General features: G+C 67.7%; 9 protein-coding genes and 6 pseudogenes. 6 read left to right on the top strand and 9 right to left on the bottom strand.

Features of this window, described 5'->3' with window-relative positions:
• Positions 1-519: 519 nt before the first annotated feature.
• Both DIZ27_RS08310 and DIZ27_RS08315 read right to left on the bottom strand, forming a co-directional pair.
• Positions 520-1,899: pseudogene (locus DIZ27_RS08310) on the bottom strand (family 16 glycosylhydrolase); the annotation flags it as partial.
• A gap of 38 nt (positions 1,900-1,937) precedes the next feature.
• Entirely contained in the window at positions 1,938-3,146 is a 1,209-nt protein-coding gene (locus DIZ27_RS08315; RefSeq protein WP_109377856.1) for an RNA-guided endonuclease TnpB family protein, read from the bottom strand.
• A 25-nt stretch (positions 3,147-3,171) separates the two neighbouring features.
• Between DIZ27_RS08315 and tnpA the strand changes: the two are divergent.
• Positions 3,172-3,617, top strand: a pseudogene (gene tnpA / locus DIZ27_RS08320) (IS200/IS605 family transposase).
• Positions 3,618-3,795: 178 nt separating this feature from the next.
• Here the strand turns inward: tnpA and DIZ27_RS08325 are convergent.
• The 6 genes and pseudogenes from DIZ27_RS08325 to DIZ27_RS08350 all read right to left on the bottom strand — a co-directional run.
• Positions 3,796-4,197: a DUF6009 family protein gene (locus DIZ27_RS08325; protein ID WP_109377675.1), complete on the bottom strand. Its 402-nt coding sequence runs from the start codon at positions 4,195-4,197 to the stop codon at positions 3,796-3,798.
• A complete protein-coding gene (locus DIZ27_RS08330) occupies positions 4,194-5,717 on the bottom strand; it encodes a phage/plasmid primase, P4 family (protein WP_109377676.1) in 1,524 nt (507 codons plus the stop codon). The genes DIZ27_RS08325 and DIZ27_RS08330 overlap by 4 nt, the downstream gene beginning before the upstream one ends.
• Positions 5,714-6,745 (bottom strand): bifunctional DNA primase/polymerase, encoded by a 1,032-nt coding sequence (locus DIZ27_RS08335; RefSeq protein ID WP_109377677.1) that lies wholly within the window; start codon positions 6,743-6,745, stop codon positions 5,714-5,716. The genes DIZ27_RS08330 and DIZ27_RS08335 overlap by 4 nt, the downstream gene beginning before the upstream one ends.
• A 740-nt stretch (positions 6,746-7,485) precedes the next feature.
• Positions 7,486-7,689 carry a hypothetical protein gene (locus DIZ27_RS08340; RefSeq protein WP_109377678.1) on the bottom strand — a complete coding sequence of 68 codons (204 nt, stop codon included), beginning with the start codon at positions 7,687-7,689 and terminating at the stop codon, positions 7,486-7,488.
• Between the two features lie 311 nt (positions 7,690-8,000).
• Positions 8,001-8,192, bottom strand: a pseudogene (locus DIZ27_RS08345) (IS3 family transposase); the annotation flags it as partial.
• 42 nt (positions 8,193-8,234) lie between these two features.
• Positions 8,235-8,620: pseudogene (locus DIZ27_RS08350) on the bottom strand (IS6 family transposase); the annotation flags it as partial.
• A gap of 67 nt (positions 8,621-8,687) precedes the next feature.
• Here DIZ27_RS08350 and DIZ27_RS08355 point away from each other — a divergent pair.
• Positions 8,688-9,122: pseudogene (locus tag DIZ27_RS08355) on the top strand (hypothetical protein); the annotation flags it as partial.
• Between the two features lie 96 nt (positions 9,123-9,218).
• Here the strand turns inward: DIZ27_RS08355 and DIZ27_RS08360 are convergent.
• Positions 9,219-9,665: a nitroreductase family deazaflavin-dependent oxidoreductase gene (locus DIZ27_RS08360; protein WP_109377857.1), complete on the bottom strand. Its 447-nt coding sequence runs from the start codon at positions 9,663-9,665 to the stop codon at positions 9,219-9,221.
• Positions 9,666-10,116: 451 nt separating this feature from the next.
• Here DIZ27_RS08360 and DIZ27_RS08365 point away from each other — a divergent pair.
• The 4 genes and pseudogenes from DIZ27_RS08365 to DIZ27_RS45105 all read left to right on the top strand — a co-directional run bounded on the left by DIZ27_RS08365 (position 10,117) and on the right by DIZ27_RS45105 (position 15,007).
• Positions 10,117-11,087, top strand: a pseudogene (locus DIZ27_RS08365) (integrase).
• A gap of 974 nt (positions 11,088-12,061) precedes the next feature.
• Entirely contained in the window at positions 12,062-12,880 is an 819-nt protein-coding gene (locus DIZ27_RS08370; RefSeq protein ID WP_181383445.1) for an AAA family ATPase, read from the top strand.
• Positions 12,880-14,001 (top strand): hypothetical protein, encoded by a 1,122-nt coding sequence (locus tag DIZ27_RS45100; RefSeq protein ID WP_146228915.1) that lies wholly within the window; start codon positions 12,880-12,882, stop codon positions 13,999-14,001. Before DIZ27_RS08370 ends, DIZ27_RS45100 begins: the two co-directional genes overlap by 1 nt.
• 760 nt (positions 14,002-14,761) lie before the next feature.
• Entirely contained in the window at positions 14,762-15,007 is a 246-nt protein-coding gene (locus tag DIZ27_RS45105; protein WP_146228916.1) for a hypothetical protein, read from the top strand.
• Positions 15,008-15,299 lie beyond the last annotated feature (292 nt).

Below are 15,299 nucleotides of genomic sequence, written 5' to 3' on the forward strand. Positions count from 1 at the left end.
ACACCGGGACCGCCCACCCCGCGCTGCCGCACCGTCGAGTCCGGCAACCGACCGGCACGGGCCGCGTGTTGCCCGGCAGGACGACGCTCGCCGCGACCGCGTCCGACCCGCCACGCGCGGCCACGCGCACCGTCCACGGCACGCGTCCGTACGGTGACGCAACGTACGGGTCGCACCTCTGGAACGCCCCCCGCGCGCCCGTCATCGTGGCCTCATGCGCGCAACCATGCTCCAGCTCCCCGCCGCCGTGCGGACGTTCACGCAGCAGCTGTCGTCCACCCGCCGCGGGGCCCGCCTCGCCCGCCTGCTCGCCTACGAGCAGCTGCGCAGCCGACAGACGTCACCCGGCGCATCAGCCGTTCCGGCGGTGCCCGCGAGAAGGCGGGTGACGCCACGGGACCCGCAGGGCGCCGAGCAGCATCGGGATCGAGTGATGGCAAGCCCCATCCGATGGCGGTGTCAAGCTCCGTGGGACCGGCCCAAAGAGGGCCGGTCCCGTCCGGGCGGTCGTAGCACCGGCTAGCCCTTCTGCTCCACCCGTACCCAGTCCACCTCGGCCTGGATCCCGCCGGCCGCGACGCGGTCCACGCTCGACTGCGGGAGGCCCCAGTAGGGGGTCGTGACCTTGTTCCAGCCGGCCGGGTAGGCGCCGCCCAGGGCCAGGTTGAGGATCACGTACTGGTTGTGGTCGAAGACCCACTGTCCCCGCGTCGACTCCAGCTTGTTGCGGGTGGTCTCCTGGACCAGGCGGTCGTCGACGTGGAAGCGCATTCCGGTCGGGGTCCACTCGACCGCGTAGGTGTGCCACTGGTCGGCGCGGCCGCCGCCCGGGTAGGGCTGGCGTTCGCCGATGTTGCCGTCGGCCGAGTAGCCGGGGCCGTGCAGTCCCGTGCTGGTCCAGTCGCCGTAGCCGATGTTCTCCATGATGTCGGTCTCGCCGGAGGCGGGCCAGGAGACCGACGGGTCGTCGACGTTGCTGCCCAGGAGCCAGAACGCGGGCCAGAAGCCGTCCCCGACCGGGAGCTTCATGCGGGCGCTCACCCTGCCGTAGGTGAAGTCGAACTTGGTGTTGGTGTCGATGCGGCCGGACGTGAAGTCGTAGGTCCCGCCGCCTGCCCGGGTGCAGCCCTTGCAATGCCTGGCCTCCAGGACCAGGGTGCCGTTCTGCGTGCGGATGTTGTCCGTGGAATCGACGTACGCCTGCGCCTCGCCGTTGACGGAGCCCATCTCCGTACCGGTGCGGACCACGCGCCACTTGGAGCGGTCCAGGGAGGGCGTGGTGAAGTCGTCGAAGAATGTGGTCCGGTACGTACCGGCCTGGTCGGCGGGGAGGGCCGGGTAGGCCGCCGCCGCGCTGCCGCCGGTACCCCATACCTGGAACTCGTAGAGGGAGTAGCCGAACTGGGCTGTCGCCGGAGCCGGGTTGTAGAAGGAGCGGCGTTCCTTGCCGAGCATGCGGACGTAGCGACCGGTGGCGGGCTGGGCGAGTCTCACCGTGTCGTGCACGCCCTTCGCCTCCGCCGGTGACTTCACGTCGGCGCGGCGGGCCGCCACCTCGGAAGCGGACGGACGGTGGACCGTGCGCCAGGTGCGGTTGTCGTCGGAGACCTGGAGTTCGTAGTCGACCGCGTACGCGGCCTCCCAGTAGAGGTCGATCGTGTCGATGGTCGAACGGGCTCCGAGGTCCACCGAGATCCAGCGGTCGGCGTTCCAGTCGCTGAACCAGCGGGTCTGGTCGGTCTTCAGGTCGGCGGGCCAACCGCCGTCGGTCACGAACGCCGGTGAGTTGCCCGCGTGTTGGTAGAGGTTCGTGTAGGCCGGGTGGTGGAGGGCCAGGTTGGTGCGGGTCGTGGAGGCCGGGGCCGGTTCGCCGCCGTAGACCTTGAAGGAGTAGAGGGATTGACATCCTCGCCCCCGTGAACGGGGGCGATTCCCGCCTACCGTGCCGTGGAAGGCTGCGGTGTCGGGTGGGTTCCCGCTTCGCTGCGCGGTGCCGGGACGAGTCCCGGTCTTACCTGCGCTCCACGGGCTGACACGGCCAGTCCGGCCGCCTTGGCGATGTTGACCGCCGCGTTGATGTCCCGGTCCAGGACGGCCCCGCACGCCCCGCAGGTCCACACGCGGACGTGCAGAGGCTTGGGGCCGTCCTGGACGCCGCACTGCGAGCACACCTGCGAGGTGGGCTCGAAGCGGCCGATCCGGACGAAGACGCGCCCGTACCGGGCTGCCTTGTACTCCAGCATGGCCACGAATGCCGACCATCCGGCGTCGTGCACGGACTTGGCCAGGCGCGTGCGGGCGAGTCCCTTCACCGCCAGGTCCTCCACGGCGATCGCTTGGTTCTCGCGGATCAGCTGGGTGGAGAGCCGGTGGTGGAACTCGCGGCGTGCGTCCGCGACACGGGCGTGTGCCCGTGCGACGCGGAACCTGGCCTTGTCCCGGTTCTTGCCGCCCTTCTCCTTGCGGGAGAGGGCGCGCTGCGCCTTCTTCAGCCGTTTCTCGGCCCGGCGCAAGAAGCGCGGGCTGTCGATCTTCGTGCCGTCGGAGAGGACGGCGAAGTGCCCGAGGCCGAGGTCGATGCCCAGCTCGGGCGTCGTCTCCGGCAGCACCTCTTGCGGACCGGTCTCCACGACGAAAGACGCGAAGTACCGGCCCGCGCTGTCCTTCATTACTGTCACCGTGGACGGCGTCGACGGCAGCGTGCGGGACCACTTCACCTTGAGGTCGCCGATCTTCGGCAGGCGCAGCTTCCCACCCGGGGTGATGGACCAGCGGGCGTTCGCGGTGAAGCGGACGGCTTGCCGGGTGTCCTTCCGCGACTTGTACCGGGGCGCACCCATACGCGGGCGCTTGCCCTTCAGGCCGTCGAAGAAGTTCTTGTACGCGGCATCCAGGTCCCTGAGAGACTGCTGGAGCACAACCGCCGACACCTCGCCAAGCCACGTCCGTTCTGGCGTCTGCTTCGCCTTGGTGATCAGCGTCCTGGACAGGTCTGCGGTCTTCGGGAACGGCAGCCCCTCAGTGCGGGCGGTCTCCCGAGCGCGAAGCGCGTCGTTGTAGACCACCCGTGCGCACCCGAACGCCCTCGCCAGTGCCGTGCGCTGACCGGCGCTCGGATACAGGCGGAAGCTGTACCGAAACTGCACGCGGGTCATGCTACGCAATTGGTTTATGGGTATCGATGAGAACATTCGTACTGGTCGTCACTGCGTCTTCCGCATGCACGTCCACTTGGTTTTCGTGACGAAGTCCCGGCACTCCGTCTTCACCGGCCGGCACCTGACGCGCTGCGAGGAGATCATGCGGGCCGTGTGCGAGGACTTCGAGGCCGAGCTGGTGGAGTTCAACGGCGAGGCCAACCACGTCCACCTGCTCGTGGACTTCCCGCCGAAGGTCGCCGTGTCCAGGCTGGTGAACTCCCTCAAGAGCGTGTCCTCGCACCGTCTGCGGCTGGGGGCACCTCCCGGCCGAAGGCCGGGGGAGAGTTCCCCGACCTCGTCCGGCACTACTGGCGGGCGCAACGCCTGTGGTCCGGCTCGTACTTCGCCGGGTCGGTCGGCGGCGCGCCGCTCAGCATCGTGAAGCAGTACATCGAGCAGCAGAACCGGCCGCTCTGACGCCGGCTGAGGCGAACAGTGCGGATCCGTGCACACATCTGAGGTCAGAGCGGGCCAAAGATTCGCTTCACCACCGGGCTGAAGCCCGGTGCACTGCGAATAGACCCGGTAGCAGCGATGAGTTCCCGAACCGCACAGGATGAGGATCTCGGCAAGAGCAGCGTCCAGCGGCTTGCTCTCACAAGGGCAGCGTTATGCCCAGTTGCTGCATGGCGGTGGAGGGCGGGCCGCCTTCGGAGCGTTCGGTCTTGTAGCCCTTCACACGGGGTTCGAGGGTGCGAGGGTCGACAGCTTCGGCGGGAGCGCCCTTGGTGTACAGGCCCTCGGGTTCGCTGTCGCGGTCGTGGGGCAGCAGCCAGAAGACGCGGCGGCGGAAGGTGCCGGAGGCCCGGGAGGGTTTGGCGGTGGGGCCGAGGAGGGCGTAGCCGACCATGCGGCCGTCGCGGTGGTAGGCGGGCTTGCTTTTGCGGGTGGGCAGCCGGTCCAGGCTTTGTCGGACGTAGTCGAGGTCGGTGGTGTCTTCCAGCCAGACGAGTGCGGTCTCGTGGCTGATCTCGTCCTCGGTGATCAGGGAGCTCATGCGGTTGCTTCCCTCTCCTGGTCGGCGAGCAGTCCGATGCCCGGGTAGTACTTGCGCTGGTTGGACGTCATCATTTGCTTTGGTGAGGCCAGCCCCACCAGCTCTCGTGTGCGGGTGGCGAACGCGCGCGAGGATAGAGCGGGTGCTCCCTCATTCTGGCACCACGTCTTGTAGGTGCTGTAGAGACCTGCCTGCTCAGCGCGCAGGTCGGGGCCGAGGGCGCAGCATTCTTCGTAGAAGCGGCCGGTGTGGTCTTCGGTTTCGGCGTAGGCGGTGGTGGCGATGCGGACGCGTTCTGGGCCGGTCAGGTCGCGGGCGCCGGCGAGGTAGCGGCGGGCGCCGTCGATGAGCCAGGCCAGGATGCCGGGGCCTTCCTCGGTGACGAGGATGTCGGCCAGGTTGTCGATCTTGCGGTGGTCGGGGACGGTGTTCTCGAACGGGATCAGGCGCATGCGGCGCCAGAACGCGAAGCCGCCGGTGCCGACTTCGGGTCGGTGGTTGCCCACCAGGAGCAGTTTGTGGGTGGGGGTGAAGCTGAAGAAGTCCTGTCGCATGCGGCGGGCTTTGATGCGGTCGCCGCCGGTCAGGAGTTTGACGCGGGCTTCGTCGAACTTGTCGCCGGGGTTGACCTCGCTGCAGACGATGACGCGCCGACCGTGGAGTTCGGCGAGGTCGGTGGGGTGGCCTTCGTAGGGGCGGGCCATGAGGAAGCCGGGCGGGGCGGCGTCGGCGTAGTCGCCGAGGAGTTTCATCAGGACGTCCAGCAGGACGGACTTGCCGTTCTTGCCGGCGCCGAAGAGGAACGGCAGGACCTGGCCGCCGACGTCACCGGTGACGGCGTAGCCCAGCAGCAGTTGCAGGTAGTCGATCATGTCGGCGCCTTCGGGGTTGGTGCCGAAGGTGTCGGTCAGGAAGACGTTCCAGCGCGGGGTGGGCGTGGGCTGCGGGCCGACGGTGGTGGAGCGGGAGTGGAAGTCCTTGTTGGGGTCGGGGGTCTTCACCAGGCCGGTGCGCAGGTCGACGATGCCATCCGGGGTGCACAGGGCGTAGGGGTCGGCGTCCAGGCGGGTGGCGTTGAGGACCATGCCGGGCGCGGAGCGGGCCTGCGTGAGCATGGCGTTGATGCCGGCGGTGGACAGGGCGCGGCGGCGGTGGCGCTGCAGGGCCTGCATGGTGAAACGGCCGAACTGGTCCTGGGTGGCGATGTTCTCGGCGAGGTCGCCGGCCGCCCACAGGACGGTGTCGTCCTCGTCGATCTGCCAGCGGGTGGTGTCCCAGCAGTACCAGCCGATGCCGGGGACGTGGCGGAAGTCCTGGGCGTACAGCTTGACGAACAGCTTGGCGTTGCCGCGGTCGGTGAGGGTGTCGGGGAGCAGTCCGTCCGCGGTGGCCTGTGGGCCAGGGGATGCGGGTGCGATGGCTTGGGCGGGCAGGGCAAGCGTTGCCTGGCTGCGGATCTGTTCGGCGACGGCCTGGGCGTCGAAGTCGAACAGGGTGTTGTCGTTGCCCGGGGAGGTCATGGGCGGCCCCCTGGGTTCAGGGGCCGTTTGAGCCCGGCGGCCATGCCGCTGCGGATGATCTGTTCGGCTCGACGTTCCTGGCCGGGGCGGGCGGCGAATGCGGTCTCGCGTAGGGCGTGCTCGGCATCGTCCTGGGTGAGGCGTCCGGCGGCGACGAGTCCGCCGAGGGTATAGGCGGCACGGTTGAGGGCGTCGGAGAACCCTGCGCCTTCGGTTACCTGGCCACAGTCGGCGACGGGAGCCAGGACAGCGGCGAGCGTACGGCTGGTGTGTTCGCGGCCACCGCCCGCGGCCAGGACGGCCTGCTGGGCGCGCGACGGGACCGGTCGGGAGGCGGGCATGCCGGGGGCGGGCAGGTGGCCGGTGCGTTCGAGTTCCTGCGCCAGCCAGACGGGCAGCACGGCGGGCTGGCGGACCTCACCGAGGGGTGTGTAGGTACCAGCGCTGGTGGTGGTGCCGGGGGCGATGATGTAGCCGCCGTGGGCGCGGACGTCGACTTGCCAGGCTAGGGCACGGCTCTGGCTGGATCCGGAGGAGCATTGCCAGCGGCGGGTGTCTCCGGCTCGGTACCACACGTGGAGGCCGCCGGAGGGCGTACGTACTCGCAGCGTTGTGGCGTCCTCTGCTGGGCTGAGTACGCCTCGCAGGGCGGCCAGTACCGCGAGGGTGTGGAAGCCCGTGGACAGGCCGGTCAGGTCAACGTGGTCGCCGATGGGGATTCCCGGCAGGAGCCGGTCTCGGCTGGGTGGCTGGGCCTCATGGGCGTCGATGTCGATGACGACCAGGCCCGCGGGGCCGCAGGCGACGCCGACTCCGAAGTCGGGATAGCTCCCCCACCACTGGTCGATGCGGCGCTGATCGAGGGTGGCGGCGTGGAATCCGTGGCACCAGCGACCGGCGGACAGGCAGGGACAGCCGGCATGAGCGTGCCCGGGTCGGCGACAGTCGTAGCAGTTCGCGGCCGGTGTCTTGCGGCCTGGCGCCAAGGGGTGGACCGGCCAGCCCCTGCGGGCGCACCACCGTGCCATGGTGAGAGACCGTTGAGCGACTGAAGCGCTGGGGACGGGCTGCTTTGAGTCGCTGGGGGAAATCTCCAGCTCAGCAGACATGTACACCCCCTAGTAGCGACTGAAGCGACTCAACGACGGACATACCTTAGCGAATACAGCAGTGACAGGCGTGGAGCATGGGTCGTGTCGGTAAGAGGCCGGGCACAGAAGACCGTTCAGCGACCGAAACGGTCGGTCAGCGACCGTAGCCTCTTCGATCGCTGACCGAGCGCCTGCGACAGAAGACCAGTTCAGAGACTTCACGGGCAAGAAACAGCGACTGAAGCGACTGAAGTCCTCTATATATGACGCACACGCGCGCATGGATGTCTTCATATATCTTGAACTTGGGTCGCTTCGGTCGCTCGGGGTGCGGTAGACCAACTCTGAGCTGGGGTTTTCTATGAGGACGAGTGAGCGACCGAAGGATCGCCGAGTCGCTGAGCTTCAGTCGCTGCCCCGCTGAAGGACCGAAGCGACTCAAGCGACCCACACCTCTATAGGCCATGGCGCCCCCTGCGATTGTGGAGTGCCATCGCCGATGAGTCGCTTCGGTCGCTTGAGTCACCAGCCTGTTTGCCGGACAGGCGTTCTGCGTTCTTGCGAGGGAGCCAGGCCGACAGTTCCGAGGGACGCCGTCGAGGCCCGATGTGGTGCGCCCCTGCTGATGAGCGACGAGCGGTGCTACGCCGCCGAGATCGCGCTGGGGAGCGGCTGCGTCAATGCGTGCGAACCCACTCACCCAGCCACTTGGTGTGCCGGACGATGTCCGTGCTCGCGAAAGAGGCGCCGAGGACCTGGAGTTCGAGGCAGCCGTCGAAGGCGCCCTCGCCGAAGCGGGTAGGGTGCGCACCGCCGCCGCGGTGCTGGATCGTCTCAGCGTGCCCGCTCAGGCGAGGGTCGGGACTTTCGGATGGCTGCATTGCGACTGCTGCCCGGCCGGAGCCGAGCTACTACCCGAGCAGCACCCGTGGTCCCACCTCGGTCGTGCGAATGCTGCGCTGCACGAACAGCGCCATGCGGTCCAGCGAGCAGCAGCTACAGGTTCCGGGAGAGCGTCTCGCCATACGCGAGCGGCAGGGTCGCCACTTCGGGTCAGCTGCCAACGCACGTCGCCGGGTCCACCCCGGTCACCGGTGTGAGCCACAGGGCGGTGTGCGACTGGAGGACCTGCTCGATGGTGCGGTAGTCCAGCGTGGTCCCGCACGACAGCGTCAGCTGGTCTTCGGTGTCGGCCGGGGCGCCGGCCGGCGTCGACCTCGGCCTTGCGGACCCAGGTCCGCACCGTCTCGGCGGAACCGCTGCCCAGCTTCGCGGCGACGGCCTTCATCGCGGCCCACTCAGTTGGGTAGTTGGGGCGGATCTCCGTGACCATGCGCATCGCACGCTCACGAAGCTCGGCAGGATAGGGGGACGGACGGGCCATGACTCGATCTTCTCAGGGAATCGAGCCTCCATCAGCCCCGGAGCGGTTCACCTTCACCAGGCGGCGGAAGAAACACCTGGCCGCGGCTGTGTCCCGGCGGCTCTGCACGAGGATGTCGAGCACGGTGCCGTCCTGCTCGACGGCCCGCCACAGGTACGTCAGCTCCCCGTTGATCTTGATGAAGACCTCGTCCAGGTGCCATGTGTCCCCGAGCCGGGACCGGCGGCGGCACAGCCCGTTCGCGTAGGCCTGCCCGAACTTGGCGCACCAGCGGCGGACCGTCTCATGGGAGACGAGCACGCCGTGCCGGGCATCAGCTCCCCGGCCTCGCGGTACGACAGCGGGAAGCGGTGGTACCGCCACACGCAGTGGGAGATGACCTCGATCGGGTACTGGTGGCCCTGGTACGACGGCGGTGCGCTGTCCACGGGCAATCCCTCCCAGCGTGATCAACCCGAAGATCATCCCACCCGGACAGCCAACGTGACAGAGCCCATGTCGCTGCACCTGACCACCGGGCAGGTGGTGTGGGAGGCGGCCGCCTTGCTCGCCATCGGAACGCTGCTGGTCTACGTGGCCTACCGGCTCGAGCGGGACGCCCGTGACCGGCTGATCGGTGAGGCGGCCGATCCAGAGGCGAGTGAGCGGATCCGCGAGCTGCTGGTGGCGCAGCCCGAGACCGACGGTGTGGAGGCCCTCTTCACGATGCAGACCGGCCTCGACACCGCCCTGGTGGCGGCCCGGGTCGACCTCGTACCTGGCCTGGACAGCGAGTGGGTGGAGGAGGTCGCCGTCCGCATCAAACGGTCCATCGGCGACGCGGTCCCCGAGGCGGCGCAGGTCTTCCTCGACGTCACCGACCGGAACGCCCCGGAGGCGCGGGAGGCATGGGAGAGCCCCGCCGCGACGGGGGAGCGCGGCGAGGCCTGAGGCACGCGTGCCCGGCCGCCGGTGGTTCATGCGCACCGGGCCGAAGAAAGTGTCCCCGGTGCGCGCGAGCGCCCCGCCAGCCGGGTTACCCCCGCTTCACTCCTCCTTCGCCTCCAGCACGAACACGGGGATCTCCCGGTCCGTCTTCTCCTGGTACTCGGCGTAGGGAGGGAAGGCCGCGACGGCTCGCTCCCACCAGTCGGTCTTCTCCGCCCCAGTCACCTCGCGAGCCGTCATGTCCTGCCGTACTGGTCCGTCCCGGAGTTCGACCTGCGGATGGGCCTTGAGGTTGTGGTACCAGACCGGGTGCCTGGGCGCTCCGCCCAGTGAGGCCACCACCGCATAGCGCCCCTCGTGCTCGACTCGCATCAGCGGGGTCTTGCGCAGCTTGCCGCTTCTGGCGCCCCGGCTGGTCAGCAGGACGACGGGCAGGCCGGTGCCCCGCAGGGTCGTTCCCTGCGTCCCGCCGGAGTTCTCGTACAGCTCCACCTGCTCGCGCACCCACTGTGTCGGACTGGGTTCGTACTCGCCCTCGAGAGGCATGGCATCCGTCCCATCGTCGTCGCGTTCCGCGGCTGACTCGGTGTCCCGTGCACCACCGAAGCGCACGGGACGCATCCGCTCCGGGACCAGTCTCGGCCGCACCGGCGCAGGACCCTGGTCGTCACGGCGCCGTCGGCGTGTCCACGGCACCGTGATGCGCGCCCGCACCGTCGGGCCCCGGCCGTCGAAGGGTATGGACGGGCGCGGAAAGTGCGCGCACGCATGACATTGACATCCTGTCAAAGCGGGGCTTTCGTATGGTCCGGACCACCGAACGGGACATTGCGGGTGCCGATAAAGCATCCGTGCAGGTGGCCGCCTTGAGCGCCGCTCTCCGGCCGGGGCCGCTGCCTGCCCCGCGATCTTCACGGGGACAGGGGCCGGGCGGCATCATGATCGTGTCGTGCCGCCGCGCCTAGCCCACCTCGCCCTGACCAACACCTTCGCGCTCCTGCGCCCGTTGCCCAGGAGCGACCGGGACAAAGACATCGAGATCCTCGCACTACGGCACCAACCGCCGGTCCTGCAGCGCCAAGTCGGCCAGCCCAGGTTCACCGACACCGACCGTGCAGTTCTCGCCGGCCTGCCCCCCCACCTCCCGGGGGCAAGCCGCCGCACCTCCTGTTGCCGGTCCGCCCGGACACGATCCTGCGCCGGCCCCACAACCCGCTCACCCGGAGCCACGCCGCGACCCGCACGTCGAAACGCCGCGGGCGCCCACCCACCGTCCGCTCGACCCGCACCCTCGTGCCGCCCTCGGCATCGAGGCCGCCGCCTGCCCGGTCTGGGAGATCCTCCGCGAGCACGGCATCCCGCCCACGCCCGAACGGCAGAGCACGACCCGGGCCGCCTTTCCGCGCAGTCAGGCCGACGCGCTGCCCTCCTGCGACCCGTTCGAGACTCGCACCCTGACCGGCGTGCCTGTCCATCTTCGCCGTCATCAAGCACGCCACCAGGCGCGTCCGGCTCCCGGGCACCACCGCGCAGTGGATCGTGCGGCTGGGGCGTGACCTCGTCCTGGAGCTGCAGGACGCAGGCAGCAGGGCCCGATTCCTGATCCGCGATCGGGACTCGAAGTTCACGCAGGCCTTCGACGCCGTGCTCGCCGGTGCCGGGCTGGAGGCCGTCACCAGCGGTGCCCGGATGCCCCGAAGGAACTCCCTCATACAGCGCTGGCTACCGACCTGCCGCGGGGAGCTGCTGGATTGCACCTTGAGCTGGAACCAGAGCCACCTCCTGCACGCGCTCCGCGAGTTCGAATCGTTCTGCAGCGGGCATCGGCCGCACCGGGCCCTTGGCCAGGCCGCCCCGCTCCGCTCGCTGCCTGAACCGACCACCAGACCAGGACAGATCGTGCACCTGGAGATCCACCGACAAGACCGGCTCGGCGGAACCCTGCATGAGTATCAGCAGGCCGCCTGAACAGGCCGGATGGTTAATCGGCACCCGCCCTCTCCCCTGTCGAGCAGCTCGTGCGCCTGGACCATCTCGGCTTCCGCCAGGGGGCCGTCCGGGCCGGGAAGCGAGCTATCGCCACGGGGTGCCCGATCCGACGGCCTGACCTTGAGTCTCGGACCCACTTGACGGCTCGCCACGTAGGTGCGAGCGCGCGACCCTCGCGCACAGGAGAGTGAGTAAAATAGGAATGAAGTCGCTTATACCCATGAACAGTTGTCTTGTCTTTCATGCCGCTTCTGTAGGCCTTTCCTGCTTTCACCGAAGGGCGCGACAGGCCGAGTGCGCACCCTCAAGGACGCCCACCTGAAAAGCAAAAAGAGAGTAAAAACACCCTCTGACCTGCTGTTTCACAAATGCACTACCGAGGACACAGGGTGGGACACAGTGAGGGACACTGGGACACAGCCGCCCTTCCGGGGGTTCCTATGGCCGACGTCCACGAAGGAAACTGCAGCACCCTCGGCGCCGTACCGACCGACACGCAACCACTCCATTCGCCCAACACGACCGCGACACGAGGAGGCGTCGACGCTCCTTCAACGGGGGGTGGCAACTCACTTGGGCGCACTTCCGTGCGTCCCACCCAAGGGGACATCACGTCTCTGCTAGCGTGGCCTCGCCATCCAACAGGCCGGATGGCAGCCGAGCAGCCGCCTAGGAAGTTCGGCACCGAAGCGACCAGCCGTCGGGTGATGAAGGTTGACGGGCAAGCAGCCCTCCTCCCACACAGCCCTCTCCTATCGGCACTCACCGCAATCTGAGGGTCGCTGCAGTGCCAGCTGACGCGGGTGCACGGTAGCCAAGTAGCATCTCGCCCAGAAGTAAGCAGGTACACAACTCACATGCCGCGCGAACTCGCTCCCGAGCAGACACAGGGGCTCGTCCCCTCCCCTTCAAGCGAAGCGCCTTCCGCTTCCGCAACATTCCGATCCGAGCCGATGACCTCACCCGTCCTCACAATCCCCTCGCACGTCGCCGAGGAAGTGGGGGAACTGGTCAACGAACTCCCGGAGCCCCTGAAAACCGCTGTCCTTGCCGCCCTCAACACGCCCGACGGCGTGAAAATCACCATGGGCAACGCAAAGGGCGGAGTGATGAAGACGACCATGTCCGTCTACATCGCACTGATCCTGGCGCTCACCGGAGAACCCGTTCTCCTGGTAGACGCCGATGACACCAACAAAACGTGCCTTAAATGGCAGGCAGCTGCCGGCGAAGACTGGCCGCCTCTCGTGACTGTCGTTGGCTACACGGGCTCGGCCATGGCCAAGCAGGTAACCGACCTCATGGCGAGGGGATTCAAACACCTCATCATCGACGTCGGACCCACCGACAAGGGCGTACTCAAGACGGCTTGGATGCTGACCAAGCGCGGGATCGTGCCCACGCAGCAGCACGTTGGCGACGTGGTTCAGCTGACCACTACGTTCGATCTTCTGGAGGAAATGGGGGAGCGCATTGACCTGTCGGTCATGCTCGCGAAGTCGTTCCCCAAGCGGAGCAGCTACGCCAACGCCCGTGAGTACATCCAAGGCTTGATCAATGGCGAGAGCGCCGATCACCCGGATGGCCTACCTTCGGTCGGGCTCCTGGAAGGGACCGTCCCTCTCCTCGAAGGGATCGCAGACACCTGGGGGTCCATTCCGGACGACTTCGGCTACTTCAGCTCTGTGCTCGCGGAGGTCCTCGGCGTGCCCGCCTCGGTCATCGCGGAGCGCGAAGCTGCATGGCTTCACGATGCGGTGGAGGCCCAGTAATGGCCGAACCCAAGGGCAAGGGAAAGACGCCCGCCCCGCGTAAGAGGGCTACCAAGGCCAGTGCTGCCTTCGGGAGGCTCAACCAGCTGTCAGCGTCTGGCGCGCTCTCAAAGATCAACAACGAGGGACCACAGCCAGCAGCAGCCTCTACTGCGCTGAACTCCGACGGTGCTCCGAAGGCTGACGAGACACCCGCTGCTGGGATCACGGCAGAGGCCGCCCCTGCCTCGACGCCCACGGTCACAGTCGAGCCAGCCGTACCCCCTGCCCCGCAGCGTACGGAGAAGCCAGCTGCCGCGGCTGAGTCCTTGGCCCAGCCGGCCGCATCTCGAGTCTCCTCAGTCAGCACCGTGCCCGATGCTTCTGCTCCCAGCTCGAACGTCGGGCACAACGACACCAGCGTCGATCCCGAATCGCCTGCGGAAGCAGTACCCATCCCCTCGCAGGAACGTGATCATGTTGTGCAGAGGGCTGGGGCCCCCACGATGGGCACCACCCCTGAGCTTCCGAACACCTTGATTCGCGGCCTTTCAGACCCTGCGCCAGGCATTTCAGCGCCCACTGGGGAGGTGGCGGTTCGCCGGACGGCTGGGCCCGCCTTCCCCGCGTCCAGCGGCTATGCCGAGAGCAAGATGCTCGATGCCCTTCCGCCTCAGCTTGAGCAGAAGGTTCAGGGCCTGCCAGTGGCCTACTACGAGCTGGCCAAGAGCTACCGCCTGGCCCAGGCCACTCGAACGGGCAAGAAGAACGCGAAGCGCAACATCCGCCTCCACGATGAAGTCGCCACTGCGGTGAATCGCCAGATGGTCAGCGACAAGAGGATGCTCGGGCTCAGGGCCCTCAAGCCGAGCCATTACGTCGATGCTGCCATCACCCTGGTGCGAGAGGTGCCTGTCGCCGACCTCATCAAGGCCGCGGACGACTTCCGCGACCAGCACCTGGGAGAGGAGGGAGGTTCCGCCTCGGCGAACCACTACAGCATCAGCACAAAGAACGACGAGTGGCTCGACGACATGATGGACGAACTCCTCCTGGCGAACACCACAGGTCTCCACGGCCACATGATCAACGTGATCGTGCAGTCGCTCCTCGCGCAACTGCAGGCTGAGGCGCCAGCCTGATCTGAGTCAGTCTGCGAAGGGGTGCGAGCCGAGCTGGCTCGCACCCCTTCCTCTCAACCATAGATTCACATAGTCACAAGCTGGGACACGTAGCGGGACACGTAGCGGGACACAGGGACACGCGGCACCCTCGGACGCAGAAGAGTCGCCGGCCCAGCCAGGCGAGCCTCTTCGCGGACGCACCGCAGGCTTCGCTGAGTACCGTATCGACCGCCAAACTGCACGACCCTCGTGCACTCCAAATGCCCTGACGCTTCCTTCAGTTCTCTCGGACTCCCGTCCTGATCCTCACCCTTCCGCATGCAAAAGGCCGCCCTACCTGCACTGTTGTCGGCATCCAGTGCTGACTGCCTCCCTGCCGGCGGGCCGCAACGTCACGCCTGCGACACGCGGGCCTTCCTGGGTTTGCGTCAAAAGTGCGCGAGGGTCGTATGATTCGCAGCACGGCACGATAGTCTCGTGCTCACCACAGCTCTGCTCGGAAGGAGTTCCAGTGCCGCCTCGCAGGTCAGCCGTGCGACGAAACGGAACGGTGTCCCAGCGCACCGTGTCCGAGTGGTCGGGTGTCGGGGCGGGGACTCTCAAGAATCTGGCGCGAATCGGGCTCCTGCCGGAGGCTGACCAGCTTCGTCCTCACGACGTTGTGCTGGCGCAGGTTGCGGCAGCGCTCGGCGCCACGAGGTCAACGAACAGGGAAACACAGCAGGGCGAGCGCACCACCGCAGCGTTCCAACGTGACTGGGACGCTGTCCGGATAGTGATGGAACTGCTAGTCGCAGCATCCCAGCCTGGGGGCAAGGACAAGATCCATCCCCGAACGCGGCTCGTGGCCTTCCCCGAGTCCGTCGCCCTGGCCCACCAGGACTACCAGCTGCTGCAGCTCAGCGAAGAGGCCCTCGCAAGGGACCTGCCGTACCACGTTCTGCCCATTGGAGCCTGGCACGTCAAGCTGCAGCAACGGCTGGCGGACGAGTTCGACGAAGGAGCCGCCAAGGACGCCGCATAAAGCGAACGGCACCCACTGACCTGCCGCAAACAGGGTGGGTGCCGAACCGAAAAGGCTAAGTAGCCTCTCTCGCCACCCTCGAGGTTACCAGCCTCTAGCCGAGTCGTCTCCGCTGACAGGAGCCTCGGCTAGACGTGTCTCCCTTGTCATGCCCATCGAAACTGGTAACCATGATCAACTCCAGGTGCACCATGCCGACGAGGAAGGGGCCCGCAACCCCTTCCTCGAGCAGGCCGTTCCGTGACCTGTCTCAGTGCCTGCGGCCCCGCCGCAGGGCGCGTGACTCATCCGT

The sequence above is a fragment of the Streptomyces sp. NWU339 genome (genome assembly GCF_003143855.1).
GTDB lineage: Bacteria > Actinomycetota > Actinomycetes > Streptomycetales > Streptomycetaceae > Streptomyces.

Bases quoted from the DNA above. Each gene is read 5' to 3' on its own strand.
- DIZ27_RS08325 (WP_109377675.1), bottom strand. From the start codon at position 4,197: ATGAGCTCCCTGATCACCGAGGACGAGATCAGCCACGAGACCGCACTC.
- DIZ27_RS08330 (WP_109377676.1), bottom strand. From the start codon at position 5,717: ATGACCTCCCCGGGCAACGACAACACCCTGTTCGACTTCGACGCCCAG.
- DIZ27_RS08335 (WP_109377677.1), bottom strand. From the start codon at position 6,745: ATGGCACGGTGGTGCGCCCGCAGGGGCTGGCCGGTCCACCCCTTGGCG.
- DIZ27_RS08340 (WP_109377678.1), bottom strand. From the start codon at position 7,689: ATGCAGCCATCCGAAAGTCCCGACCCTCGCCTGAGCGGGCACGCTGAG.
- DIZ27_RS08360 (WP_109377857.1), bottom strand. From the start codon at position 9,665: ATGCCTCTCGAGGGCGAGTACGAACCCAGTCCGACACAGTGGGTGCGC.
- DIZ27_RS08370 (WP_181383445.1), top strand. From the start codon at position 12,062: ATGACCTCACCCGTCCTCACAATCCCCTCGCACGTCGCCGAGGAAGTG.
- DIZ27_RS45100 (WP_146228915.1), top strand. From the start codon at position 12,880: ATGGCCGAACCCAAGGGCAAGGGAAAGACGCCCGCCCCGCGTAAGAGG.
- DIZ27_RS45105 (WP_146228916.1), top strand. From the start codon at position 14,762: ATGGAACTGCTAGTCGCAGCATCCCAGCCTGGGGGCAAGGACAAGATC.